15 protein-coding genes and 1 pseudogene are annotated in these 25,711 nt (G+C 73.1%); 9 read left to right on the top strand and 7 right to left on the bottom strand.

Annotated features, from left to right (window positions below; translation table 11 throughout):
• Together ACFY8W_RS27540 and ACFY8W_RS27545 are read left to right on the top strand one after the other, a co-directional pair.
• Nucleotides 1-4,779 carry a putative T7SS-secreted protein gene (locus ACFY8W_RS27540; RefSeq protein ID WP_391111060.1) on the top strand — a complete coding sequence of 1,593 codons (4,779 nt, stop codon included), beginning with the start codon at nt 1-3 and terminating at the stop codon, nt 4,777-4,779.
• Nucleotides 4,780-4,849: 70 nt separating this feature from the next.
• Nucleotides 4,850-5,605: a hypothetical protein gene (locus ACFY8W_RS27545; RefSeq protein ID WP_391110543.1), complete on the top strand. Its 756-nt coding sequence runs from the start codon at nt 4,850-4,852 to the stop codon at nt 5,603-5,605.
• Nucleotides 5,606-5,983: 378 nt separating this feature from the next.
• Here ACFY8W_RS27545 and ACFY8W_RS27550 read toward each other — a convergent pair whose 3' ends face one another.
• The gene (locus ACFY8W_RS27550) at nt 5,984-6,919 is read right to left on the bottom strand and encodes an SIS domain-containing protein (RefSeq protein ID WP_391110545.1); all 936 of its coding nucleotides are present in this window, start codon (nt 6,917-6,919) and stop codon (nt 5,984-5,986) included.
• A gap of 95 nt (nt 6,920-7,014) precedes the next feature.
• The gene (locus ACFY8W_RS27555; RefSeq protein ID WP_391110548.1) at nt 7,015-7,497 is read right to left on the bottom strand and encodes a DedA family protein; all 483 of its coding nucleotides are present in this window, start codon (nt 7,495-7,497) and stop codon (nt 7,015-7,017) included.
• Nucleotides 7,498-7,718: 221 nt separating this feature from the next.
• Between ACFY8W_RS27555 and ACFY8W_RS27560 the strand changes: the two are divergent.
• Nucleotides 7,719-7,952 (top strand): annotated as a pseudogene (locus tag ACFY8W_RS27560) (PQQ-binding-like beta-propeller repeat protein); the annotation flags it as partial.
• Nucleotides 7,953-8,160: 208 nt separating this feature from the next.
• Here the strand turns inward: ACFY8W_RS27560 and ACFY8W_RS27565 are convergent.
• Nucleotides 8,161-9,681 carry a DHA2 family efflux MFS transporter permease subunit gene (locus ACFY8W_RS27565; protein ID WP_391110551.1) on the bottom strand — a complete coding sequence of 507 codons (1,521 nt, stop codon included), beginning with the start codon at nt 9,679-9,681 and terminating at the stop codon, nt 8,161-8,163.
• Between the two features lie 325 nt (nt 9,682-10,006).
• Complete coding sequence (locus ACFY8W_RS27570) at nt 10,007-10,432, bottom strand: secondary thiamine-phosphate synthase enzyme YjbQ (RefSeq protein WP_391111063.1); 426 nt, start codon at nt 10,430-10,432, stop codon at nt 10,007-10,009.
• Nucleotides 10,433-10,585: 153 nt separating this feature from the next.
• Here ACFY8W_RS27570 and ACFY8W_RS27575 point away from each other — a divergent pair, with 153 nt between their 5' ends.
• Nucleotides 10,586-11,698: an NAD(P)-binding domain-containing protein gene (locus ACFY8W_RS27575; RefSeq protein ID WP_391111066.1), complete on the top strand. Its 1,113-nt coding sequence runs from the start codon at nt 10,586-10,588 to the stop codon at nt 11,696-11,698.
• Here the strand turns inward: ACFY8W_RS27575 and mltG are convergent.
• Both mltG and ACFY8W_RS27585 read right to left on the bottom strand, forming a co-directional pair.
• Nucleotides 11,664-12,527 (bottom strand): endolytic transglycosylase MltG, encoded by an 864-nt coding sequence (gene mltG, locus ACFY8W_RS27580; protein WP_391110554.1) that lies wholly within the window; start codon nt 12,525-12,527, stop codon nt 11,664-11,666. The two genes, ACFY8W_RS27575 and mltG, sit on opposite strands and share 35 nt — an antisense overlap.
• A 384-nt stretch (nt 12,528-12,911) precedes the next feature.
• Nucleotides 12,912-14,768 (bottom strand): ABC transporter transmembrane domain-containing protein, encoded by a 1,857-nt coding sequence (locus ACFY8W_RS27585; protein WP_391110557.1) that lies wholly within the window; start codon nt 14,766-14,768, stop codon nt 12,912-12,914.
• 91 nt (nt 14,769-14,859) lie between these two features.
• Here ACFY8W_RS27585 and ACFY8W_RS27590 point away from each other — a divergent pair, with 91 nt between their 5' ends.
• From ACFY8W_RS27590 to ACFY8W_RS27600, 3 genes are all read left to right on the top strand, one after another.
• Nucleotides 14,860-15,357, top strand: a complete 498-nt coding sequence (locus ACFY8W_RS27590; protein WP_391110560.1) for a MarR family transcriptional regulator — start codon at nt 14,860-14,862, stop codon at nt 15,355-15,357.
• A gap of 52 nt (nt 15,358-15,409) precedes the next feature.
• Nucleotides 15,410-18,334 carry an FAD-linked oxidase C-terminal domain-containing protein gene (locus ACFY8W_RS27595; protein WP_391110563.1) on the top strand — a complete coding sequence of 975 codons (2,925 nt, stop codon included), beginning with the start codon at nt 15,410-15,412 and terminating at the stop codon, nt 18,332-18,334.
• A gap of 288 nt (nt 18,335-18,622) precedes the next feature.
• Complete coding sequence (locus ACFY8W_RS27600) at nt 18,623-20,041, top strand: Gfo/Idh/MocA family oxidoreductase (protein ID WP_391110566.1); 1,419 nt, start codon at nt 18,623-18,625, stop codon at nt 20,039-20,041.
• A gap of 68 nt (nt 20,042-20,109) precedes the next feature.
• On the opposite strand, the gene ACFY8W_RS27605 is transcribed toward ACFY8W_RS27600, so the two are convergent.
• A complete protein-coding gene (locus ACFY8W_RS27605) occupies nt 20,110-21,711 on the bottom strand; it encodes a peptide-N4-asparagine amidase (protein ID WP_391110569.1) in 1,602 nt (533 codons plus the stop codon).
• Between the two features lie 181 nt (nt 21,712-21,892).
• Here ACFY8W_RS27605 and ACFY8W_RS27610 point away from each other — a divergent pair, with 181 nt between their 5' ends.
• Nucleotides 21,893-23,719, top strand: coding sequence for an ABC transporter transmembrane domain-containing protein (locus tag ACFY8W_RS27610; protein ID WP_391110572.1), 1,827 nt, complete (start codon nt 21,893-21,895; stop codon nt 23,717-23,719).
• Nucleotides 23,716-25,497, top strand: a complete 1,782-nt coding sequence (locus ACFY8W_RS27615; RefSeq protein WP_391110575.1) for an ABC transporter transmembrane domain-containing protein — start codon at nt 23,716-23,718, stop codon at nt 25,495-25,497. The genes ACFY8W_RS27610 and ACFY8W_RS27615 overlap by 4 nt, the downstream gene beginning before the upstream one ends.
• Nucleotides 25,498-25,711: the final 214 nt, after the last annotated feature.

Here is a 25,711-nt window from a genome sequence, read left to right on the forward strand (position 1 = left end):
GTGGGCATCGGCGACTTCATCAGTGACATCACGCCGGACGTGGTCGAGGACGCGGTCGAGGACGGCGTCGAATGGGTCGGCAACCGCGTCGAGGACGCGGGCAACTGGACCGCCGACCGGCTGGAGGACGTCGGCTGGGAGTCCGGCGCCGACTGGGTGCGCGAGCAGTCCCGCTCGGTCGCCAACCGGCTCGGCGCCGAGGTCGACGAGATGGACCTCGGGCAGACCGAGGACAAGACCAAGCTGATCTACGGCAGCCCCGGCAAGATCAACGCCACCGCGGACCGGCTCCGCGCCTTCCAGCTGTCCTTCGACGACACCGGCGACGGCCTCAAGGGCCTCGACTCCGCGCAGCTCAAGGGCGAGACCGCCGAGGCGCTGCGGACCGCCGTGAGCACCCAGCCGCCCAAGTGGTGGGCCGCCGCCGACGCCTGCTCGAAGGCGATCGGTGCGCTCGACCGGTTCGCCGACACCGTCACGTGGGCGCAGGGGGAGGCGCAGACGGCCATCGACAAGTGGAAGGAGGGCGTCAAGGCCTCGGAGAGCGCCGCCGAGGCCCACCGCAGGAAGGTCGACGACTACAACGGCGCGGTCGACCGCTACAACGCCCAGCCCGCCGACAAGCGCGACCCCTCCTCGCTGCCCCCGAAGCCCGCCGCGACCTTCGACGACCCGGGCAAGAAGCTGATGAAGGAGGCGCAGGACATCCTCGCCGAGGCGCGCAGGCAGCGGAACTCCGCCGCCGAGAGCGCGCGTTCGGCGGTCCGCGCGGCCCGGGACATGGCGCCGCAGAAGCCCTCGTACGCCGAGCAGTTGCGCGACGGCTACGAGGAGATGCAGATCATGGGCGACCATGTCGGCGGCGGCATCATCAAGGGCACCGCGGGCATCCTGAACTTCGTCCGCTCGGTCAACCCGATGGATCCGTACAACCTGACGCATCCGGCCGAGTACGCGACCTCGCTCAACAGCCTGGCCGCGGGTCTGGTGGTCGCCGTCAACGACCCGGTCGGCACCGGCACGCAGATGGTCAAGGACTTCATGAAGGACCCGGCCGAGGGATTCGGCCGGCTGATCCCGGACATCGCTCTGACGGTGGCCACCGGTGGCGGCGGAGCCGCGGCGAAGGGCGTACGGATCGCCGAGGAGGCGGCGGACGCCGCGCGGGTGCGCAAGCTGGTCGACGACAGCCCTGACGGCACCCACGACCGCGGTGACCACGAGCGCACCAGCACCGGCACGGACCCGGTGGACCTGGCCACGGGCCGGATGTACCTGCCGCAGACCGACGTCGGGATCCCCGGGATCCTGCCGCTGCTGTTCACCCGGCGCACCGAGTCCGGCCTGCCCGTCGGCCGCTTCCTGGGGCGGGCCTGGTCGTCCACCGTCGACGAGCGGCTGGAGGTCGACGCCGTCGGCGTCGTCCACGTCACCGCCGACGGGCTCCTGATCGCCTATCCGCATCCGGTTCCCGGCACGCCCACCCGCTCCCGCTCCGGCCGGAGCCGGACGCTGCTCGCCCGGGACGCGGACGGCGACTACGCCCTGACCGATGACGACTCGGGCGTGGTGCGCCACTTCACCGCCCCGCGCGGTGCGGAGCCCGGCGGCGACGGCACGGCCTGGCTTTCCGGCCTCTCCGAACGCAACGGGCACACGGTCAGCGTGGAGCGCGCCGAGGACGGACTGCCGCTGGCCCTGGTGCACTCGGCCGGCCACGCCTTGGGGCTGGTCACGGCGGACGGCCGGGTCACCGGACTGACCCTGACCGGCGCGGGCAGGGACGGCACGGAGGCCGCGGGCGTTCCGCTGATGTCGTACGGCTACGAGGACGGCGAACTGACCACGGTGACACGGCCGTCGGGCGCCGTCACCACCTTCGCCTACGACGAGCGGCACCGGGTCGTCGCCTGGACCGACTCCAACGGGCGCCGCTACGACTACGTCTACGACGACCGGGACCGGGTGGTCGCCGAGGGCGGCGAGGCCGGACACGTCCAGATCACCCTGGCGTACGGCGAGCCGGATGCCGCGACCGGTCACCGGACGACGGTCCTGACCACCGCCGACGGACGGGCCACCCGGCATCTGGTCGGCCCGGGCTGCCGGATCGTGGCCACGACGGACGCCCTCGGCCACACCACGCGGTACCGCCACGACACCGACGGCAACCTGCTCTCCCGTACCGGCCCGCTGGGCGCCACCACCCGCTTCGGGTACGACGCGGAGGGCCGGACGGTGTCGGCCGTCCGCGCCGACGGCGCCGAACTCCGGGTGGAGCGCGGCCCGTTCGGGCTGCCGGTCGCGATCGTGGGACCGGACGGTGCCCGTACGTCGTACGCGTACGACGAGCGCGGCAACCGTACGGCGGTCACGGACCCGGCCGGGAACACGACGCTTTCCGCCTACGACGACGCCGGCCGGCTCGTCTCGGTCACCGACGCCCTCGGCAACACGACCCGGGTGAGCTGCGACGCGGCGGGACTGACCGTCGCGGTGACCGACCCGACCGGCGCCACCACGCGCACGGAACGGGACGCCCTGGGCCGTCCGGTGCGGGTCACCGACCCGTCGGGCCGGGTCACCGCACTGGAGTGGAGCGCCGACGGGCACCTCGCCCGCCGCACCGGTCCCGACGGGTCCACGGAGTCGTGGACGTACGACGGCGAGGGCAACTGCCTGACCCGCACGGATGCTTCGGGCGGCGTCACCCGCTACGAGTACACCCACTTCGACCTGCCGGTCGCCACCACGCGCCCCGACGGCAGCCGTCACACCTTCGAGCACGACCGGGACCTGCGGCTGACCCGAATCACCAACCCGCAGGGCCTGACCTGGAGTTACGCCTACGACGCGGTCGGCAACATCGTGTCCGAGACCGACTTCGACGGGCGTGAACTGAGCTATCGCGTGGACGCCGAGGGCCGGGTCGCCGAGCGGGTCGACGCGCTGGGCGGAACGATCACGTTCGAGCGGGACGTGCTCGGGCAGGTCGTCCGCAAGGACGTCGACGGCCGGGTGACGACGTACGCGTACGACCGCGCGGGCCGGCTCCTGGAAGCGGTCGGCCCGGACGGCGAGCTGCGTTACCAGTACGACCGCCGCGGCATGGTCAGGACCGAGTCGGTGGACGGCCTGCCGACGGTCTACCACTACGACGAGCTGGGCCGTCGCGTCCGCCGCACCACGCCGACCGGCCACGTCACCTCGTACGCCTACGCCGGCGACGGACGGCCGCTGCGGCTGACCACGGGCGGCCGGGAGATCGGCTTCGCCCACGATGCCGAAGGACGCGAACTGGCCCGCGTCTTCGGGGAGTCGCTCACGCTGACCTCGGCCTGGGACGAGGCCGGCCGGCTCGCCGCCCAGCACGTCACCGCCGGTTCCCGGACCGTCCTCGGCCGTACGTACGGCTATCGCGCCGACGGCCGGCTGGTCTCGGTCGCCGACCGGCTCTCCGGCACCCGCACGTACGACCTCGACCCGCTGGGGCGGGTCACCGCCGTCCACGCCCAGGGCTGGACGGAGCGGTACGCGTACGACGAGGCCGGCAACCAGACCTCGGCGTCCTGGCCGGACCGGCACCCGGGCGGTGAGGCCGTCGGCGAGCGCGCCTACTCCGGCACGCGGATCACCCGCGCCGGCGGCGTCCGCTTCGAGCACGACGCGCTCGGCCGGATGGTGCTCCGGCAGAAGGCCCGGCTGTCCCGCAAGCCCGACACCTGGCGCTACGCGTGGGACACCGAGAACCGTCTCACCTCCGTCACCACGCCCGACGGCACCCGCTGGCGCTACCGCTACGACCCGCTGGGCCGCCGCACCGCGAAGCAGCGCCTGGCGGCGGACGGCGAGAGCGTGGTCGAGGAGGTCCGGTTCACCTGGGACGGCCTCACCCTGTGCGAACAGACCAGCCACCGTCCCGAGGACCCGCACGCGGTCGCCCTGACCTGGGACCACCGGGACGTGGTGCCGCTGGCCCAGACCGAGCGGATCCTCACGGCCGACAGCCGGCAGGAGGAGGTCGACCGGCGCTTCTTCGCCATCGCCACCGACCTCGTCGGCACGCCGACCGAGCTGATCGACGAGTCGGGCGCGGTCGCCTGGCACACCCGCAGCACGCTGTGGGGCACCACGGCCTGGGCCCGGGACAGCAGCGCGTACACCCCGCTGCGCTTCCCCGGCCAGTACTACGACCCCGAGACCGGTCTCCACCACAACCACTTCCGGCACTACGACCCCGAGACCGGCCGCTACGCCTCCCCCGACCCGCTGGGCCTGGCACCCGCGCCGAACCCCGTCGCCTACGTCGACAACCCCACCACCGGATGCGATCCGCTGGGCCTCGCGCCCAAGTGCCCGGAGGAGAAGGCCAAGCAGCGGGCGATCAAGGCGGCGGACAACGTCATCGACCGGGCGGGCGACGGCCGCTTCCGGAAGCACCCGGACTACCACGGCGACACGATGCACGGCTTCACCGACGAACGCGTCCTGGAGATCCTCAAGCAGCCGGACGCCGTCTACCGGTCGACGGGCGGCGCGGGGAACCTCATCTTCCGCCAGGGCGACGACGTCGTCGTGACCAAGGGCGTCGGCTCGGAGGCGGGCCAGGCCATCACCGCGTACGGCCCGTCCGGCGTCCTGGGCGAATCCGGGGCGACGGCGGTCGGCAACGGGGCGAAGGCCACGGACGCCGGCCGGGCGATCACCCACGAGGACATCGTGGAGGGCAGGATCCCGGGCAAGAACGGCTTCATGCCCCCGGCAGTACAGATCAAGTGAGCGGCGAGCGGGGCAGCGGGTGAGGCGGCACGTGCAGGTGAGGCAGCGGACGGACGGGACGGGTACGGACATGAGGGTGACGCTGGGTGACGACGGCTGGACGGCGACGGTGACGGACACCCCGCTCACCCTCACGCCCCGCTTCGAAGGAGGGGCGGTCCGGGTCGGCCCGGCCGTGGGCAAGGCGGAGCGGGAGCGGTTCGGCACGGAGACGTTCGGCAGTGGGGCCTGGCTGTGGGACACGCCCGACGAGGTCCGCTTCGAGCCCACCGGACGCAGGCTGGCGGGCGTGGAGTTCCGGCTTCCGCCGGAGTCCGCCTCCGCCGAGGACGCGGCCCGCGTCCCGGACGTGCCTGAGGTGCGCCCGGGCGGCCTCGTCGCCGACGAGGTCCGGGACTTCCGCCTGGAGACGTGCTCGGTGCTGTGCCGGGCGCCTGGCGACACGGTACTGACCGGGCTGCGTGACCTCGACGTCCTCGACGAGCCGCTCGACGCACGGATCGGGATCGCGCCGGACGTGGCGCTCCTGGTGCAGCACGGCGCCGTGGTCGGCTGGAGCCTGACGGACCCCGTCCGGCATGTGACGCCGTGGTTCACCGCACCGGACGAGGAGCCGCCGGCACCCGCGACCCGGCTCCTGTTCACCGCGTGCCTGGACCTGATCACCGACCCGCTGCTCGACCGCGTCCTGGACGCCGAACCGGCCGCCCTGACCCGTCTGCGCGCCACCGACGAGGCGCTCCGCGCCCAGCGCGAGGACCGGCGACGGGCGGAGGCGCTGCGGGAGCTGATCGCCAACCTGGTCGAGGACTACGGGACCGGCTGACGGAGAAGAGGTGTGGCGGCTCCGGTCCAGGGGTTGACCGGAGCCGCCACAGTGCCGACCGCGCGAGGCGCGGTCCGCGGCCGTTGAAACACGAGGGCCGTCATGAGGAGGAGGGGGCAGCCCTGCGGTGTTCTGTTCGGGCCCGTGGGGGCACCTTCAGTAAATATACTTACTGAAGAGAAAGCAAGAGAATGAAAATTTTCATGCAGATCGGGGTCATGAAAACCCCCTGAACCGGTGCGATCCGGCCCCGGAACGATCTCTGCGGCCGCGCCCCTGCGGACCGCTCCCTCGGGCTCGGCCTTCCCGGACCACGCCTCCGGACTCGGCCTGCGGGGTCGTCCCTCCCCGGATCCGGCTCCGGCCCGTTCCTCCGGCTCAGTCGTCCAGGAAGAAGGCGTGCTGCTCCGCGGCCTGCTCGTACTTCTCCAGCCGTAGCTGCGTACGCTCCGGGTCCGCGTCCGCCATGGCCTGGAGGATGGCCGAGGAGAGCACCCCGGGCGCCGCGTACGAGTCGAAGACCAGCCGGGCTCCGGTGCCGGCGGTGAACACCACGTCGGCCTCGTCCACGAGCGGCCCGAGCGCCAGGTCGGTGATCAGTGCGACGCGCAGGCCCGCGCCGCGGGCGGCGCGCAGGGCGGCGAGGGTCTCGTTGGCGTGCCGCGGCATGGCGAAGGCCAGCACCCAGGTCCCGCCGGCCTCGCGCGCCTGGAGCAGGGTGTCGTAGGCGACGCTGCCCCCGCGCGTCACCACCCGGACGTCCGGGTGGATGCGCCGCGCGGCGTACGCGAAGTACTCGGCCAGGGAGACCGAGATCCGCATGCCGAGCACGGTCAGCGGCACGGACCGGGCCAGTTCGCGGCCGACGTCGAGGATCCGGTCGGGGTCCGCGAACACCCGCCGCAGGGACATGAGGTTCTCGATCTCGGCGTCGACCGCGGCCTGGATCTCGTTGTGGAGCCGTCCCTGCCGGTCGTCGGAGGCACCGGCGACGGCACTGAGCGCGATGGGCTGCAGGGCCTCCCTGAGCGCGGGATACCCGCTGAAGCCCAGGGAGGAGGCGAACCGGGTCACGGACGGCTGGCTGACGCCGACCCGCTCCGCGAGCTCGGTGATCGACAGGAACGCCGCCTCGGTGAGGTGGTCGACCAGGAACTGGGCGATGCGCCGCTGCGCGGGAGACAGGCGGTGCCCGCCGAGGAGCGAACGCACCCGCTCGGCGGGAGAAGCGGGAGAGGCCGTCTCCGGCTCGTCCGACCGCTTGCCCGGCGTGATCGCGGCTGCCTGCGCACGCGCCTGCTGCCCAGATGACACGGAGTGCCTCCCTCTCGTCTCGCTGCTGCCCAAGATAGTTCAGGCGCCGGGGCATCCCGACGGCGCAGCGCCACACCGCCCGGGGCGGGGCGGGCTCAGGACTCTTCGGCCGCGATGTCGCGAGGGGGCCGGGCGGCCCTTCTTCTGCGGTGGACCACCACACCGCACACCGCGAGGAGGACCGCGGCGACCGCGGCCACACCGAGTGCCGTCCGCTCGGCGAACAGCCTGCCCAGCACTTCGAGCGCGCCCAGGCCGGCGGTCGCGTAGACCAGCGCCCAGGCCGCTCCGCCCAGGAACAGCGCGGGGAGGTAGCGGGTCAGGGGCATGCGCATGCTGCCCGCGAGGAAGTTGGCGGCGGTCTGGAAGCCCACGGTCAGGAAGGAGACGGCCACCACCGGCGCGCCCCACCGCTGGATCGCCCGCTCCGCGCGCTGGAACCTGGCCGAGGAGATCCGCCCGGCGAACCTGCTGCGCCTGGCACCGGCTCCGGCGAGCCACCCGACGGCGAACGTCCCTCCGGCCCGGAGCAGCACGATCACGTACAGGGCGGCGGCGGTGAGCAGGACCTTATCCACGATGCCTCGCCCGGTCTCCGTCTCTCACCTGTGATCCACCCCTGCCCGTTCCGTCCCCTGCGCTCCCACGGTGACGGCCCCCGACCGAGCCCGGCACCGAGCCGGGCCCCCGGCGCAGCCAGGTTAACCGAACGCCCGTACGCCGGGCACACGGCGCTCCCTCCCGGAAGATGCCCTCCGGGCGACGGTCTAGTCGGCCCGGACGGACGCCCGGGCGCCAGATCCAGGAGGCCGACGGCTCGTCCAGGACCAACGTGATCGCCGCGCTGAACAGCGGCACGGGAAGAGTCGCGTGGAAGGAACAGCGCGACTTCGGCACCGAGCAGAACGGCATCCACGCCCACGCCGAGGGCCGCCACCTCGTGTACACCGACTTCAAGAAGAACCTGACGGTGCGCGACACCGCCACCGGCAAACAGGTGTGGACGCACAAGACCACCAAGACCAATTACGGCTTCTTGGCGCTGCCCGTCTGACACCCGCGCAGACCGCTCCAGCCCGGAACCGGCGCAGGCCCCCGGGCCTGCGCCGGCCACGCCAGGCGCTCCACGTGCCGCCCGAGTCGTCCGAGGACGATGAGGCAGGGAAGCCGGCCCTTGCCTGTTCACCCGACCGACGGGGGCACCGCGGACCGCCCTTGAGGGCCGGACCGCGGAGCAGACGTCAGCAGGCGTGCATCTGGGCCACCTGGTCTGCGGTGGTGCCGTCCTCGTCGTCCCGGACCTCCGACTCGGCGGGCTGATGCGGAGCGGGCGGGGTACGGACCAGCAGCGCGACCAGCACGGTCAGTCCGCCGATCGCGGCACCGACGCCGAATCCCCACCGGATGCCGGTCTCCAGGGCGCCGGTGGCGTCGGCACCGGCAGCTGTGGCCGAGGCTGCCCGGCCCGACATGACGCTGATGACCAGGGCGGTACCGGCGGCGGCCGCGACCTGCTGGAGCGAGCCCAGGATGGCGGAGCCGTGGGGGTAGAGGTGCGGCGGCAGTACGGCCAGGCCGGAGGTGAAAATGGGGGTGAAGACGAACGCCATACCGGCACTCAGGGCCATGTGAAAGGCGAGCACCAGCCAGGGCGAGGTCCGGGCGTCGGTGAGGGCGAACAGGGCGAGGCAGACCGCGGTGAGCACGGCCCCGGGCACGACGAGGCGCGGCGCGCCGAGCCGGTCGTAGAGCTTGCCGACCTGCGGTCCGAGCAGGCCCATGGTCAGCCCGCCGGGGATGAGGAGCAGCCCGGTCTGCAGTGAGCTCAGGCCGGCCACCTCCTGCAGGTAGATCGGCAGCAGGATGAACGCGCCCATGAGCGCCATGAAGGACAGGCACATCAGACCGAGCGCCACGGAGAAGTGCCGGTACGTCAGGGTACGCAGGTCCAGCAGCGGCGTGGACGAGCGCTGCAGCGCCAGCTGCCGCCAGGCGAACAGGGCCACCATCACGCCGCCCGCCAGGGTCGTGGCCGCCGGGGGCAGGGGAGCCTGTGCCGAGCTCTCGGCGCCGAGCCCGCTCAAGCCGTAGACGAGCGCGCCGAATCCCACTGCCGCAAGGGGGACGGACAGCCAGTCGATGGGACCGGCCTGCGGCTCGCCGATGTTGACCAGGTGACGCCGGCCGAAGAAGGCCATGGCACCGGCGATGGGCAGCACGGCGAGGAACAGCAGGCGCCACGTCCCCAGTTGCAGGAGCACACCGGAGGCCGCGGGGCCGAGGGCGGGTGCGACGGAGATGACGAGGGTGATGTTCCCCATGACCCGGCCGCGGTCCTCCGGGGGCACGAGGGTCATCAGCGTCGTCATGAGCAGCGGCATCATGACGGCGGTGCCGCCGGCCTGGATGACACGGGCGGCCAACAGCACGGGGAAGCTGGGCGCGGCCGCGGCCAGCGCCGTGCCGGCGAGGAACAGGGCCATGGCCAGACCGAATGCGGTACGCGTCGTCACGCGCTGCAGGAACCATCCCGTCACCGGGATGACGACGGCCATGGTGAGCATGAAGGCCGTGGACAACCACCCGGCGGCCGCCGCGCTGACCTCGAAGTGGCGCATGAGCCGCGGGATCGCGTTGACCATGATCGTCTCGTTGAGGAGGACGACGAAGGTCGACAGCACGAGAATCCGCAGCACGGTGGTGACGCGGGCGGCTGGGATGGTGGGCGTTGCCTGGGGGGCGAGCATGGTGCCTTCCGTCATGTCGGTGTCCTCCGCTCGAAGCGGGTCGCACTGACGGACCGCGGCGCCGGGAAGAACTCATCGGTGCCCGATCCTCCCGGTGCCGCCGCCGGGGCTCAACCCAATTTCCCTTTCTCGAGGAACCAGAGCCTCGGATCTCGGCCCCCGGGCCACCGAGCTCGGCGGGCCCTCGACAGTAAGCCGCGACCTTGACCACCCCTGACATGGCGGTACGCAGCCGGGTGCAGCGGTGGACGCCGAGCCGGCTGGGAGGTGACCTCGTGGTCGAAAGGGCCGTTGGGGAACGCGCGGCTGAGTTCGTCGTGGTGGACCGGTACGTCGGCGATCAGCCGAGGAACGACAGCCGCACCTGTCGCTGCGGGTTGTCCTTGTTCGTGTCCACCAGGCAGATCGACTGCCACGTGCCGAGTTCCAGGCGGCCGCCCACGATCGGGAGGGTGGCGTGTGGGGGGACGAGGGCCGGGAGGACGTGGTCGCGGCCGTGGCCCGGGGAGCCGTGGCGGTGCTGCCAGCGGTCGTCGGCGGGGAGGAGGTGGTGCAGGGCGGCGAGGAGGTCGTGGTCGCTGCCCGCGCCCGTCTCCAGGATCGCCAGGCCGGCGGTCGCGTGCGGGACGAAGAGGTTGAGGAGGCCGTCGCGGCCGTCGGCCGTGCGGAACAGGAACTCCTCGCAGTGGCGGGTGAGGTCGGTGACCGTCTCCGTGGAGCCGGTGGTGAGCGTGAGGATCGTGGTGCTGAAGGCCATGGGGCCCATCCTGCCGTTCGCGGGGAGGGGTCGCTCGTCCACCGCTTCGGGACGGCCGTGGCCCCGGTGGCTGGGAAGATCCCGGGAGGGTCCACGGTTGGTGGAATCGTGAACGATTTCGAGGTACACGAAGTGCCGGACCGCGAGGCCACGAGCCGGGCGGTGCGCGAGGTCGACGTCGTCGTCATCGGGGCCGGTCAGGCCGGGCTGTCCGCGGCGTACCACCTCCGGCGCACCGGTTTCGAGCCCGAGCGGGACTTCGTGGTCCTCGACCATGCTCCCAGGCCGGGCGGCGCCTGGCAGTTCCGCTGGCCCTCGCTCACGTACGGCAAGGTGCACGGGATGCACGCGCTGCCCGGCATGGAACTGACCGGGGCCGACCCCGCCCGGCCGTCCTCCGAGGTGATCGGCGGGTACTTCGCCGACTACGAGGAGACCTTCGGGCTGCGGGTGCACCGGCCCGTCGAGGTCTCGGCGGTCCGGGAGAGCGAGAGCCGGGGCAGGGACGAGGGCGGTGACGAAGGTGAGAGGGGGCGGCTGCTCGTCGAGACGTCGGAGGGCGTCTACGCCACCCGCGCCCTGATCAACGCGACCGGCACCTGGGACCGGCCCTTCTGGCCGCGCTACCCGGGGCAGGAGACCTTCCGCGGCCGCCAGCTGCACACCGCCCAGTACCCGGGGCCCGACGCCTTCGCCGGGCAACGGGTGGTCGTGGTCGGCGGCGGCGCCTCCGGCACCCAGCACCTGATGGAGATCGCCGACGTCGCCGCCGCGACGACCTGGGTCACCCGGCGCGAACCCGTCTACCGCGAGGGCCCCTTCGGCGAGGTGGAGGGCCGGGCCGCCGTCGCCCTCGTCGAGGAGCGGGTGCGGCGGGGACTGCCGCCGCAGAGCGTAGTGTCGGTCACCGGGCTGCCGCTCAACGACGCCGTCCGCAGCGCCCGTGAGCGCGGCGTCCTGGACCGGCTGCCGATGTTCGACCGGATCACCCCGACGGGAGTGGCCTGGGACGACGGGCGGACGGTGGACGCGGACGTGATCCTCTGGGCGACCGGCTTCCGCGCAGCGATCGACCACCTCGCCCCGCTGCGGCTGCGCGAGCCCGGCGGCGGCATCCGGGTCGAGGGGACGAGGGCGGTACGGGACCCTCGCGTCCACCTCGTGGGCTACGGCCCCTCGGCGTCGACCATCGGCGCCAACCGGGCCGGCCGGGCCGCCGTCGCCGACATCCGTCGGCTCTTCAGGACGTCCCCGCAGCCCGTCGCTGTTCGTTGAAGTCGGCGACGTTCGCCTGGTGTTCCGGGTAGCTGGCGGTGAAGCGGGTGTCGCCGTGCCGGACGGTGACGAAGTAGAGCCAGTCGCCGTCGGCCGGGTCGACGGCCGCACCCATGGCCTGGTCGCCCGGGTTGCCGATGGGTGAGGGGGGCAGGCCGCGGCGCTCGTAGGTGTTGTACGGGCTGTCGATGCGGGTGTCCTGGTGGGTGGTGTCCACGGTGTCGCGGCCGAGGGCGTAGTTGATGGTCGAGTCCATCTGGAGCGGCATGCCCTGGGCGAGCCGGTTGTAGACGACCCGCGCCACCTTGCCCATGTCCTCCGGGGTGTCGGCCTCGGCCTGGACGATGCTGGCGACGATGACCAGTTCGTGGACGCTCATGCCGTGGCGGCGGGCGCCTTCCGCGATGCCCGGGGCGGCGTAGCGCTTCGCGGCCGTGTCGACCATGTAGCGCAGGAGCCCCTCGGGAGTGGTGGCCTTGCCGACGGGATAGGTCGCGGGGAAGAGGTAACCCTCAGGGTTCCCGCCGGCCGCGGCGGGCAGGGCGAGTGCGGTCGCCGGTGCCTGGGCGGCCTTGCGGGTGGTTCCCGCGGGCAGTCCGAGGGAGCGGTCCACGGCCGCGTACACCTCGCCGCCGCGCCAGCCCTCCGGGATGAGCAGGGTGCGCTGCTTCTCTGGCACGGGGCGCTCGGGGTCCCCGCCGAGCAGCAGCAGCGGCACGGTGATCGCGGCGGCGACGGCGAGCAGGGCGCCGAGGAGAACGAACTTGCCCCGCCGGGTGAGCCGGGGGCGGCGGCGACGGCGCTCGGGCTGCCAGGTCCGGTACGTCATGGTTTGCACGCTAACCCGGTTCCCCCGCGATTCCGGGGAGCCCGGCGGCGGCCTGCCGTACGGTCCCGTCACGCGGCGGCGCCGCCGGCCCCTGGGACGGGGGACCGGCGGCGCCGCGCACTGCTTGCCCGTGGAAGGCGTGGTGCCCAAGGCGTCTCGCCTGAGCACTCTCACCTAGGGCGTCTTGCCGAGGGGAAGGCGTCAGACGAGCCAGCCCAGGAAGTGGAGGACGCCGGCGAGCAGGTTGGTGATGACGTTCATGGTGCTGCTTTCTCCTTGTGCAGAGCTTGCTGTGGGACTGCGCAGTCGCGGTCTGCAGCCCGTCGCTTGCGCACCGTAATCATCCGACGCCGTACGGGAGTCGGGCAACGGAATCCGGGACGATCACACGTTCTGGGGAACAACCGCTCCCGCGTTCGTGTGTTCTGGTGCGTGGGCGTCCCGGCGCACCAGCGCCGCGTACCGCCCGTCCTGGGCGAGCAGCTCCTCGTGGCTGCCGCGCTCGGCGATGCGGCCCGCGTCCAGGACGACGATCTGGTCGGCGTCGCGCACGGTGGAGAGCCGGTGGGCGATGGTGATGGTGGTGCGGCCCGCGGAGAGCGCGTCGATGGCCTGCTGCACGGCGTGTTCGGTACGGGTGTCGAGGGCGCTGGTCGCCTCGTCGAGGATGAGCACGGGCGGGTCGCGCAGGATGGTCCGGGCGATCGCGAGGCGCTGCTTCTCGCCGCCCGAGAAGCGGTAGCCGCGCTCGCCGACGAGGGTGTCGTAGCCGTCGGGCAGCGAGGTGATGTGGTCGTGGATCTGGGCGGCACGGGCGGCGGCCTCGATCTCCTCGTCGGTGGCGTCGGGCTTGGCGAAGCGCAGGTTGTCCGCGACGGAGGCGTGGAAGAGGTAGGTCTCCTGGGAGACCACGCCGACCGCCTGGGCCAGGGTGTCGAAGCCGAGGTCGCGCACGTCGACGCCGTCGAGGGTGACGCGGCCTTCCGTGACGTCGTAGAGCCGGGGCACCAGGTAGCTGAGGGTGGACTTGCCGGAGCCGGTGGGTCCGACGACGGCGAGGCTGCCGCCGGCCGGCACGGTGAGGTCGATCGCGTCGAGGGTGGGGCGGCCCTCTCCCTCGGGGTCGTAGCGGAAGGTGACCTTCTCGAAGGAGACCTCGCCGGCGATCCGGGCCGGGCGGACGGGCTCGGCGGGCTCGGTGATCTCGACGGGCAGGTCGAGGTATTCGAAGATCCGCTGGAAGAGGGCGAGCGAGGTCTGGATCTGCACGCCGGTCGACAGCAGGCTCACCGTGGGCCGGAAGAGGCCCTGCTGCAGCGAGACGAAGGCGACCAGGGTGCCGAGCGATATCGCGGGACCGCCGGCCTGGAGGGCGAGACCGGCCGCCCAGTAGAGCAGCGCGGGCATGGCGGCCATGACGATGCCGATGGTGGACATCCGCCACCGTCCGGCCATGGAGGAGCGCACTTCGAGGTCGACGAGGCGCTCGGACTCCTCGGCGAAGGACCTGGTCAGGGAGTCGGCGCGGCCCATGGTGCGGCCGAGCAGGATGCCGCTGACGGACAGCGACTCGGTGACGGTGGCCGCCATGGCGGCCATCTGCTTCTGGCGCCGGGTGGTGATCTGCTTGCGCTCGCGGCCGACGCGGCGGCTGATCGCGACGAAGACCGGGAGCAGGAGCAGGGAGACGACGGTGAGCCGCCAGTCGAGCGCGAGCATGGCGACGACCGTGGCGACGACGGCGGTGAGGTTGGAGACGAGGGAGGTGGCGGTCGAGGTGACCGTCGCCTGCATGCCGCCGATGTCGTTGGCGATCCGGGACTGGACCTCGCCGGTGCGGGTGCGGGTGAAGAAGGCCAGCGGCATCCGCTGGAGCTGGGCGTAGACCGCGGTGCGCAGGTCGTGCATGACGCGCTGACCGACGGTGGTGGAGATGAGCGTCTGGAGGACGCCGAAGACGCCGGAGACCACGGCGGTGGCGATCATGCCGAGGGCGAGCAGGCTGAGCAGCCCGGTGCGGCCCTGCGGGATCGCGGTGTCGAGGATCTCCCGGAGGAGGAAGGGCGAGGCGACCGAGACCAGCGACGAGGCGGCCACGAGCAGACCGACCACGCCGAGACGGCCGCGGTAGGGCCGGAAAAGCCGCAGGATGCGCCGCAGCTGGGCGGGCTCCTTGGGGCCCCGGGGGTCTCGGGGGTCTCGGGCGGGGGGCGTCCAGGTGGACTCGTCATGGTGGCGCATGGGCTCCTACGAGGGTTCGGTGAGGTGCGGTCGGAGCATAGCTCATTGTTACCTATATTCACAATGAACGTGGTCCTGATATTGTTCCCTCATGAGCACCCCGGCCACTTCCGGCGCCTCCGCCGCTGCCGTCGCCCCCGGCGCCGTCGGCGCACCCGACCCCGACGGTCTCCTCGCCGAGCAGCTGCTCCGCCTGACCCGCCGGCTGCACCGCATCCAGAAGCGGCACCTGGAGCCGGTCGGGATCACGCCCGCGCAGTCCCGGCTGCTGCGGACGGTCGCGCACTACCCGGACCCGCCCCGGATGGCCGACCTCGCGGCCCGGCTGGAGGTCGTCCCGCGCGCGGTGACCAGTCTCGTCGACGGCCTGGAGGCGGCCGGGCGGGTGCGCCGGGTGCCGGACCCGAGCAACCGCCGGGTGGTCCGGATCGAGCTGACCGACGCCGGCCGCGACACACTGAGGGAGCTGCGCAGCGCGCGCCGGGCGGCCGCAGAGGACATCCTGGCTCCACTGACCGTCGATCAGCGCGAGGTGCTCGGAGGTCTGCTGTCCGCTCTGGTCGACCGCGGTCCGGAGCCCGTCTGCTGAGACCGGGGCAGCTGGAGCGGGGGCACGGTCGCGCCGGAGGGGAGCCCTGGCCATGCCCGTACGGGAGCCGAACCCGCAGGCCCTGCGAGCCGGTACGAGACGACGGGCGGCGCCCGACCGGGTGCCCGACCTCCAGGCCCGGGGCACCCCGAAGCACCTGCGCGAGGAGCTGGCCGCCCTCCTCGGCCCCGAGAAGGTGCTGTCCAGAGTCTCCGACCTGGTGCGCTACGCCTCCGACGCGAGCCCCTACCGCTTCGTACCGCAGGTCGTCGTGGTGGCCGAGGACGTCGACGACGTGTCCGCCGTCCTCTCGTACGCCCACGGCAAGGGCCGCGAGGTGGTGTTCCGGGCCGCCGGGACCAGCCTCAACGGGCAGGCGCAGGGCGAGGACATCCTCGTCGACGTGCGCCGCCACTGGGTGGGCGTCGAGGTCCTCGACGAGGGCGCGCGGGCCCGGATCCGGCCCGGCACGACCGTGGTCCGGGCGAACGCGGCGCTCGCGCCGTACGGCCGCGTGCTCGGCCCCGATCCGGCCAGCGCCGTGGCCTGCACGATCGGCGGCGTCGTCGCCAACAACGCCTCGGGCATGACCGCGGGCACCACCCGCAACTCGTACCGCACGGTCACCTCGCTCACCTTCGTACTGCCGAGCGGCACCGTCGTCGACACCGCCGACCCGACGGCCGACGACGAGCTGGCGCGCGCGGATCCCCGGCTGTGCGCCGGGCTCATGGCCCTGAAGGCGGAGATCGAGGCGGACCCCGAACTGACGGCCCGGATCCGCGCCAAGCACACGATCAAGAACACGAACGGCTACCGGCTCGACGCCTTCCTCGACGGCGCCACCCCGGTGGAGATCCTGCGCGGGCTGATGGTGGGCTCCGAGGGCACCCTGGGCTTCATCTCCGAGGTCGTCTTCGACACCCTCCCCCTGGACCGCAGGGTCTCCACCGCGCTGCTGTTCTTCCCCTCCCTGCCGGCCGCCGCGGCCGCCGTGCCCCGCTTCACCGAGGCGGGCGCGCTCGCCGTGGAGCTGATGGACGGCAACACGCTGCGCGCCTCGGTCAGCGTGCCCGGCGTGCCCGCCGACTGGGCGGAGCTGCCGAAGGAGACCGCCGCGCTGCTCGTGGAGTTCCGGGCGCCCGACGAGGCCGGGCAGCGGGCGTACGAGGAGGCGGCGGCCCGAATCCTCACGGAGCTCGAACCCGTCACCCCGGTCGCCTCCGTCGACAACGCCTTCACCCGCGACCCGGGCACCATCTCCGGGTACTGGAAGGCGCGCAAGGCCTTCGTGACGGCGGTCGGCGGCTCCCGGCCCTCCGGTACGACCCTGATCACGGAGGACTTCGCCGTGCCGCCGGCCCGGCTCGCCGAGGCCTGCGCCGAGCTGCTCGACCTTCAGGACCGGCACGGATTCGACGCCGCCGTCGCCGGGCACGCCGCCCACGGCAACCTTCACTTCCTGCTCGCCTTCGACGCCGGCGACCCGTCCGACGTGGAGCGCTACGCGGCGTTCATGGACGACTTCTGCAAGCTGACCGTGGAACGCTTCGACGGCTCGCTCAAGGCCGAGCACGCCACCGGCCGCAACATCGCGCCCTTCCTGGAGCTGGAGTGGGGAACCAAGGCGACCGAACTGATGTGGCGGACCAAGGAGGTCATCGACCCGGACGGGCTGCTCGCACCCCGGATCGTGCTCGACCGGGATCCACAGGCGCACCTGCGCGGCCTGAAGACCATCCCGACCGTGGAGCCGGTCGCCGACCCGTGCATCGAGTGCGGCTTCTGCGAACCCACCTGTCCCAGCCACGACCTGACGACCACTCCGCGGCAACGGATCGTGCTGCGCCGGGAGATGATGCGCCAGGCCGACGGTTCGCCGGTGGAGACCGGCCTCCTCGAGTCGTACGGCTACGACGCGGTCGACACGTGCGCCGGTGACTCCACGTGCGCGCTGGCGTGCCCGGTCGGCATCGACACCGGCGCGATGATGAAGGCGTTCCGGCACGAGCGGCACTCCCCGGGCGAGGAGGGCGTCGCCGCGCTCGCCGCGCGGAACTTCCGCGCCGTGGAGGCCTCCGCGCGGCTCGCGGTGGCCGTCGCCGCCCGGCTCGGCGACCGGTTCCTGGAGTCGGCGACCGGTCTGGCGCGCACGGCCGCGCGGCCCGATCTCGTACCGGAGTGGCTGCCCGAGATCCCCGGTGCCGCGGCCCGCAGGCTGCCGCGCACCCACCGGCCGGCCGCGACGGCCGTCTACTACCCGGCCTGCGTGAACCGGATCTTCGGCAATCCGGACGGCCTCGCGGGCCCGTCGCTGCCGGAGGCGGTGGTGGCGCTGTCGGCGCGGGCCGGGCGGCCGGTGTGGATCCCGGACGACGTGGCGGGCACCTGCTGCGCGACGATCTGGCACTCCAAGGGCTACGAGCGCGGCAACGAGGTGATGGCCAACCGGATCGTCGAGTCGGCCTGGGGCTGGACGGCCGGCGGCCGGCTGCCCCTGGTGGTCGACGCGTCCTCGTGCACGCTCGGCATCGCGCACGAGGTGGTGCCGTATCTCACCGACGACAACAGGGAGTTGCACGCGGAACTCACGGTCGTGGACTCGCTGGTGTGGGCCGCGGACGAGCTGCTGCCGCGGCTCGACGTGCGGCACCGGGTCGGTTCGGCGGTGGTCCATCCCACCTGCTCCATGCGGCACCTGGGGGACGAGGACCGGCTGACCGCGCTCGCCGGGGCCTGCGCCGAGGAGGTCGTCGTTCCCGTCGACGCGGGTTGCTGCGCCTTCGCGGGCGACCGCGGCATGCTCCATCCCGAGCTGACCGCCTCCGCCACGGCGCGCGAGGCGGCGGAGGTCACCGCCCGGCCCTTCGACGCGCACCTTTCGGCCAACCGGATGTGCGAGGTCGGCATGGACCGGGCCACCGGCCGTACGTACTACTCGGCGCTGATCGCCCTGGAGCACGCGACCCGTCCGTGACCCGCGGCTCCGGGCACCTGGCCCGCGGCCCGTCACCGCGACGGCCGCAGCCCGCAGCCCGTGACCCCGAAGGCCGGCAGCCCGCGGCCCGTGACCCCGAAGGCCGGCAGCCCCCGGCCCGTCACGCCGCAGCACCGCGGCTCGTGACGAGCCCGAACCGGAGGAGAAGAGTCCAACCACCCTGACGCACAAGTCCAAACGGCGCCCTTGCACATCAGGAGCATCAGCGGCCAAGGTCCTGTTCGGGATTCATGAACCCACCCTGCATTCACGGCAATCGGAGGTTCCATGAACGACAGCACTCCCCCGCGCCCCAGCCGCCGCTCCGTCCTCAGAACCACGGGTGCCGCCGGCGCGGGACTCGGCCTCGGCGCCCTCGGTACGGGCTCCGCCGAGGCCGCGATCCCCGAGACTGCGACCCCCGAGGCCACGGGCACCGCTCCCGCGACCCCGCCCCGCCGGGGCGCCACCATGGCCGGTGTCCCCTTCGATGCGCGCTCCACGGTCCGGGTCGCCCTCGTCGGCCTCGGCAACCGCGGCGGCAGCATGATCGACCTCTATCTGGCCCTGCCGGACGTCCGGGTGGTCGCGGTGTGCGACCCGGTGCGGGCGAAGGCGGAACGGGCGGCGGCCAAGGTGGTCGCCGCCGGGCAGCCCGCCCCCGCCGTCTACGCCAACGGCGAGGAGGACTACCTGCAGCTGTACCAGCGCACGGACGTCGACTTCGTCCACGTGGCAACTCCCTGGGACCTGCACTTCGAGCAGGCGAAGCAGGCCATGCTGCACGGCAAGCACGTCGGCGTCGAGTGTCCGGTCGCGCTGCGCCTCGACCACCTCTGGGAGCTGGTCGACCTCTCGGAGCAGACCCGTCGCCACTGCATGCAGCTGGAGAACTGCTGCTACGGGCGCAACGAGATGCGGGTGCTGCGCATGGCCCACGCCGGGAAGTTCGGCGAACTCCTCCACGGCGCCGGGGCGTACAACCACGACCTGCGCGAGCTGATGTTCTCGCCGACCTACTACGAGGGCCCCTGGCGGCGGCTCTGGCACACCCGGCTGCGCGGCGACCTCTACCCGAACCACGGCTTCGGCCCGGTCGCCAACTACATGGACGTCAACCGGGGCGACCGGGTGGTCAGCATCAGCAGCGTCGGCACACCGGCGCTCGGACTCGCCGAGTACCGGGCCGCGAACATGCCGAAGAACGACCCGAGCTGGAAGGAGTCGTACATCGAGAGCGACCGGACGATCAGTCTGGTCCGGACGGCGAAGGGCCGGGTCATCCGGCTGGAGCACGACGTGTCGACCCCGCACCCGTACAGCAGGATCAACAGCCTCGGCGGTACCAGGGGCGTGTTCGAGGACTATCCGGCGCGGATCTATCTGGAACCGGACCACAAGGGCCACCAGTGGGGCGACTTCGGGGCGTACGCCGCCGACTTCGACCACTGGCTGTGGAAGGAGCACGCCGACCCGCCCGGCGGGCACGGCGGCATGGACTACATCATGGTGTTCCGCCTCATGCAGTGCATGCGGCTCGGCCTCGTGCCCGACTTCGACGTGTACGACGCGGCGACCTGGACGTCCCCCGTGCCGTTGAGCCACGCCTCGATCAAGGCCGGCGGCGCCCCGCAGCCGATCCCGGACTTCACGCGCGGCGAGTGGCGCGGGGAACGCTCCGGCGTGGACTCGGTCAGGCCGGCCTGACGGCCGCAGGAGGCGTCCGGGCCCGGTGGCGTGGCCGACGGCCGGGTCCGGGCACCTCCTCGCGCGGCTCAGCAGCGCCGCAGGTCCTCGACCAGGGTGCCCTGGACGGTCTTCAGGGAGCGGTCGTAGCAGCCGTCGGAGCCGTACCGGCGGTAGCGCTCGGCGCTGGTGCCGACCGCGTGCCGCTGCTCGCGCGGGACGCCGAGGGTGAAGGCGGCGTCCCCGGTGTACGTGTCGTCGAGCCGGGACCACGACAGCCGCTTGCCGCCGCGGACCACGTCCACGGAGGCACGGTCGCCGACGGTCAGCACCGTACGGAGCCGGTTGTCGGCCCCGACGGTGATCTCGCCGTCCATCACGTACGCGCGGTGGGTGCGGGTGGCGGTCCGGCCGACGGTCACCGTCTCGTCGTCGGTCCAGCGCGCGGTGAGCGCGTCCGGGTTCTCGTCGGCGCCCCAGCGGTGGGTGGAGCTGTGGTCGACGGTGCGGGTGACGGTGGTGTCGACGCGGCCGTGCGAGGTGTCGAGGTGTCCGGCGACGGTCAGGGTGTGCCCACCGGTGGTCTCCAGGCGGTCCGGCGAACCGGCCGTGTACACCGCCGAGTTGCGGGGAGCGCCGACCTCGTGGCGGTCGAGGGCGCCGGTGACGACGGCCCGGCCCTCGTCCTGCCAGAGCAGCACGTTGGTGGGGACGCTCCAGCCGGACTGTCCGGCGGGGACACCGGCCACGGCGACCTCGACGCGGTGGGCCCGGCCGTCGTTGAGGAGCGCCGCGAAGGGCGTGAGGTCGTAGACGATCGGCTGGACGTCGAAGGCGCGCGGGGCGGGCGTCACGTACCAGAGGAACGGGTTGGACCAGCCGCCGGTCCAGACGTGCGGGAAGGGTGCCGCGATGCCCGCGAGCTTCCCGTCGACGGAGATCCGGACCTCCCGGTACGGGCCGTCGGTGGCCTTGCAGGAGTAGGGCGCGGCGTCGGGGACGGTGAGGTACCAGAACTCCTCACAGCCGCCGCCGGAGCCGGTGGCGTACACCTCGGCGAGGATCCGCTCGGTGTTGCGCGGGGTGGTGAGGGTGGCGTCGGTGAGCGGCAGGACGCGGTCGGGGGTGCCCGCGGCCGGCGGCACCTTGCCCTGGGCGGTGTGGAAGGTCAGCGTGACGCGGACGTCGAGGACGCCGGTGTAGGTCTCGTTGACGACGTTGCCGATGAGCATCTCGACGGGCTGCGGGCGGCTGAGGGTGTCGCGGTAGCGGGTGACGTCCTTCTCGACCGACCAGGCGATGCCGTCGGGCGAGGGTTCGGGCGTGGAGGTGCGGAGGATCTCGACGCCGCCGACGGTGAGGTAGCCGAGGCGGTCGTACTGACGGCCCTTCACCGTGCCTTCCAGGCGCAGGACCACCTTGTTCCAGCGGGTGCCGCACTCCTTCGGCGGTGCGTAACTCCCCTTGTACGGCGTGAAGTCGCGGAACTGGGCGGCGGCGACGGTCACTTGGCAGGTGCGGGTGCCGGGGGTGCCGACCGGCGGCGCGGCGGTGACCGGGTCGTGCCAGTCGGTGGTGAACTCGGCCGGCGGGGTCGGGGCCTCGTCCGCGTGCGCCGCGGGGGTGGCGAGCAGCAGTCCGGCGGCGAGGGTGAGGCCGCTGATCATGCTCATGATCTTCCGTTGTCTCATGGGTCGTGAGTGAAGCGCGGGCCTCGGGACGCGGTCCAGAGGGCCGGGGTCCGGCTTGGCCGGATGTGTTCCCGGTTGCCGGAAAACCGTTTGCCGACGACGGCCGGGCGGAGCGAGCCTTGAGCGGTTCGGGACTTCACGTGACCGGTCCTCGGCATCGGTCGAGAGCGCTTGGAACATCATGCAGATTCGCGACCTACCGTATGCCGACCCGGGAGTGCCGGACGTCCGCTCCGGCTCCCGGTTCCTCCTCTGGCTCGGCCGGAAACAGCTGGGCGGGCAGGTGAGGTGTCTGCTGTGGGGCCTGCTCCTGCAGCTCGGCATCGCCGGTCTGCCACTCGGCGTCGGCGTCGCCGTGCAGGCGGTCGTGGACCGCGACGGCGGCCGGCTCGGTCTCGGCATCGGGCTGCTCGTCGCCTTCGGCCTGGCCATCGCGGCCGGCGACATGATGGTCCACCGGGTGACCGTCACCAACTGGATCACCGCCGCCGCGCGCGTCCAGCAGCTCCTCTCGCGCAAGACCGCCGAGCTCGGCTCCGTGCTGACGCGCCGGGTCGCGGCGGGCGAGGTCGTGGCCGTGTCGACGTCCGACGTGGAGAAGATCGGCTGGTTCGTCGAGGCGGCCTCCCGGTTCGCGTCCTCCGCGATCGCGCTGGTGATGGTCTGCGTCGGCCTGGTGCTGTACCAGCCGGACCTGGGCCTGGTCGTCGCCCTCGGCGTCCCGGTGCTCGCGCTCGCCGCGCTGCCGCTGCTCCCCCGCGCCACCCGCCGGGCCGACGAGCAGCGCGAGAAGGCGGGCCGGGCCACCGAGCTGGCCTCCGACACCGTCGCCGGTCTGCGGGTGCTGCGCGGCATCGGCGGCGAGGAGCTCTTCCTCCGCCGCTACCGGTCGGCCTCCCAGGAGGTGCGCCGGGCCGCCGTGCGCAGCGCCCGGATGTGGGCGCTGATCGCAGCGATCCAGGTGCTGCTGCCCGGCCTGCTGCTCGTCGGCGTCGTCGTGTACGGCGCGCGGCTCGCGCTCGACGGGCGGATCGGCATCGGCGAACTCGTCACGGTCTACGGCGCGGTGGCGCTCACCCAGCACCCGTTGCGCACGTTCGAGGAGATCGCCATGGCGTACTCCTTCTCGCGGCCGTCCGCACGGCGCGCCGCACGGGTGCTCGCCCTGTCCCGTACGACCACGCCGGCGACCGCGGCCGGGGCCGCGGAGGACGTGCCGAGCGGCGACCTGTACGACCCGGTGACCGGCGTACGGGCTGCCGCCGGCGCCCTCACGGCGGTGGTCTGCGGCGATCCGGACGCGGCGGGCCGGCTCGCGGACCGGCTCGGCGGCCACCCGGCGGAGCCGGGCGAGGAGCACGCCTCGGTGCTGCTCGGCGGCGTGCCGCTCGACGGGCTGGCGCTCGACACGGCCCGTACCGCGGTCCTCGTCCAGGACAAGGACCCGGTGCTGCTCTCGGGCAGCCTGCGGGAACTGCTCGACGTGCCGTCGTCCGGCAAGGTGGCGGCGGCCGAGGCGCTGGACGCGGCCCAGTGCGGTGACGTGCTCGACGCCCTGGCGCAGGCCTCCGTGGACACCGGGGGCGACCCGATGCGGACCCGGATCACGGAGCGCGGACGCTCGCTCTCAGGCGGCCAGCGGCAGCGGCTCGCCCTGGCCCGTTCGCTGGTCGCCGACCCGGAGGTGCTCGTCCTCGACGAGCCGACCTCGGCGGTCGACTCGCACACCGAGTCCCGGGTCGCGGCCGGGATCAAGCGGCTGCGAGCCGGCCGGACGACCGTCGTCCTCGCCTCCTCGCCGCTGCTCCTGGACCTCGCCGACCACGTGGTCCTGGTCGCCGGCGGCACGGCCGTCGCGACCGGCACCCATCGCGAGCTGCTGGCCCGCGAGCCCCGCTACCGGGCCGTCGTCACCCGCGAGACGGACGAGGAGCTCGCCGGCGCGGCCCTGGACGACGAACTGCGGGAACTCGAGGCATCCGAGGAACTCGAAGGAGAATCGGCATGATCGGCGTGGCCCCGCCGGAATACGACCCGGCGGCACCGAGGTCGGCGACCACGCTCCCGGTCGGCACCGCGACGACGGTGCGGACGTACGTCAGGGGGCTGCTGCGCCGTCACCGTGGCGCGTTCGCGGCGCTCGTCGCGGTCAACGGGATCGCCGTGACCGCGTCGATGGCCGGGCCGTATCTGCTCGGCTCGGTGGTCGACGACCTCACGGCGGGCACCCGGGAGCTCCATCTGGAGCGCACGGCCGCCCTGTTCGCGGTCGCGCTGCTGGTCCAGACGGTCTTCACGCGCCTGGTCCGGCTGCGCGGCGCGATGCTCGGCGAGGAGATGCTCGCCGATCTGCGCGAGGACTTCCTGGTGCGCTCGGTGGCCCTGCCGCCGGGCGTCCTGGAGCGGGCCGGGACGGGCGACCTGCTGTCCCGGATCACCACGGACATCGACCGGCTGGCCGAGGCCATGCGCGAGGCCGTGCCGCAGCTCGTCATCGGCGTGGTGTGGGCGGGACTGCTCGTCGGCGGGATCGCGGTGACCTCGCCGCCGCTGGCGGCCGCGCTGCTCTTCGCCGCGCCGCTGCTGATCGTCGGGGCGCGCTGGTACTTCCGGCGCGCGCCGTCCGCGTACCGCTCGGAGGCCGCCGGTTACGCGGCCGTGGCCGCGGCGCTCGCGGAGACCGTGGACGCGGGCCGCACGGTCGAGGCGCACCGCCTGGGCCGGCGCCGGATCGAGCTGTCGGACCGGCGTGTCCGGGAGTGGACCCGTTGGGAACGCTACACGTTGTTCCTGCGGTCGGTGCTCTTCCCGGTCGTCACGCTCACCCACACCCTGGTGATCACCTCGGTACTGCTGGTCGGCGGTGTGTTCGTCTTCCAGGGCTGGATGGACGTGGGCCAGCTGACCACGGGCGCGCTGCTCGCACAGATGCTGGTCGACCCGATCGGGATCGTCCTGCGCTGGTACGACGAGCTCCAGGTCGCCCAGGTGTCCCTGGCCCGGCTCGTCGGGGTCCGGGACATCGAGCCGGGGGCGGGTGACCCCGAGCTGCGGCCCGAGGGCCGCGCGGTGCGGGCCGACGAGGTCCGCTTCGGCTACCGGGAGGGCGTCGACGTGCTGCACCGGGTGTCGATGGACGTCGCCCCGGGCACCCGCCTCGCCCTCGTCGGGCCGTCCGGGGCCGGGAAGTCGACCCTCGGGCGGCTGCTCGCGGGCATCTACGCCCCGCGTTCGGGCACGGTCACCCTCGGCGCGGCGGAGCTGGCGCGGATGCCGGCCGAGCGGGTCCGCGAGCACGTCGCCCTGGTCAACCAGGAGCACCACGTGTTCGTGGGCACGCTCCGCGACAACCTGCTGCTCGCCCGGGCCGGCGCCGAGGACGCCGAGCTGTGGGAGGCGCTCGCCGCGGTGGACGCGGACGGCTGGGCGCGGGCGTTCGAGGAGGGCCTGGACACCGAGGTCGGCTCGGGCGGCCTGGCGCTCACCCCGGCCCAGGCCCAACAGGTGGCCCTCGCCCGGCTCGTGCTCGCCGATCCGCACACGCTGGTCCTGGACGAGGCCACCTCGCTCCTCGACCCGCGCGCGGCCCGGCACCTGGAACGCTCGCTGGCCCGGGTCCTGGAGGGCCGCACGGTCGTCGCGATCGCGCACCGCCTCCACACGGCGCACGACGCGGACCTGATCGCCGTGGTGGAGGGCGGCCGGATCAGCGAACTGGGCAGCCACGACGAACTGGTGGCGGCGGACGGCGCCTACGCGGCGCTGTGGCGGTCCTGGCACGGCTAGGCCGTCTCTTCCGGATCCTGGCGGGTCCACGGCGCCTGGCACGGCACCTCTGCGCGGTGCCGGAGCGCCCCGGCAGCTCCGCTGTCGCGACGCTCCGGCGCCTTGCGATGCACCGCCACAGGCAGACCACCGCGGTCGGAGCAACAGCGGACCACGGACCGGCCGACCGCCGGCAGATCGGCCACAGACAGACGAAGAGGGGCCGCGCCGGACG

This window comes from Streptomyces sp. NPDC012637, from assembly GCF_042954805.1.
Lineage (GTDB): Bacteria > Actinomycetota > Actinomycetes > Streptomycetales > Streptomycetaceae > Streptomyces.

Coding starts and splice junctions, on each gene's coding strand:
- ACFY8W_RS27585 (WP_391110557.1), bottom strand. CDS start 14,768: ATGCGCCACCATGACGAGTCCACCTGGACGCCCCCCGCCCGAGACCCC.
- ACFY8W_RS27570 (WP_391111063.1), bottom strand. CDS start 10,432: ATGGGCCCCATGGCCTTCAGCACCACGATCCTCACGCTCACCACCGGC.
- ACFY8W_RS27595 (WP_391110563.1), top strand. CDS start 15,410: ATGCCCGTACGGGAGCCGAACCCGCAGGCCCTGCGAGCCGGTACGAGA.
- ACFY8W_RS27610 (WP_391110572.1), top strand. CDS start 21,893: ATGCAGATTCGCGACCTACCGTATGCCGACCCGGGAGTGCCGGACGTC.
- ACFY8W_RS27600 (WP_391110566.1), top strand. CDS start 18,623: ATGAACGACAGCACTCCCCCGCGCCCCAGCCGCCGCTCCGTCCTCAGA.
- ACFY8W_RS27615 (WP_391110575.1), top strand. CDS start 23,716: ATGATCGGCGTGGCCCCGCCGGAATACGACCCGGCGGCACCGAGGTCG.
- ACFY8W_RS27605 (WP_391110569.1), bottom strand. CDS start 21,711: ATGAGACAACGGAAGATCATGAGCATGATCAGCGGCCTCACCCTCGCC.
- ACFY8W_RS27545 (WP_391110543.1), top strand. CDS start 4,850: ATGAGGGTGACGCTGGGTGACGACGGCTGGACGGCGACGGTGACGGAC.
- ACFY8W_RS27590 (WP_391110560.1), top strand. CDS start 14,860: ATGAGCACCCCGGCCACTTCCGGCGCCTCCGCCGCTGCCGTCGCCCCC.
- ACFY8W_RS27565 (WP_391110551.1), bottom strand. CDS start 9,681: ATGACGGAAGGCACCATGCTCGCCCCCCAGGCAACGCCCACCATCCCA.
- mltG (WP_391110554.1), bottom strand. CDS start 12,527: ATGACGTACCGGACCTGGCAGCCCGAGCGCCGTCGCCGCCGCCCCCGG.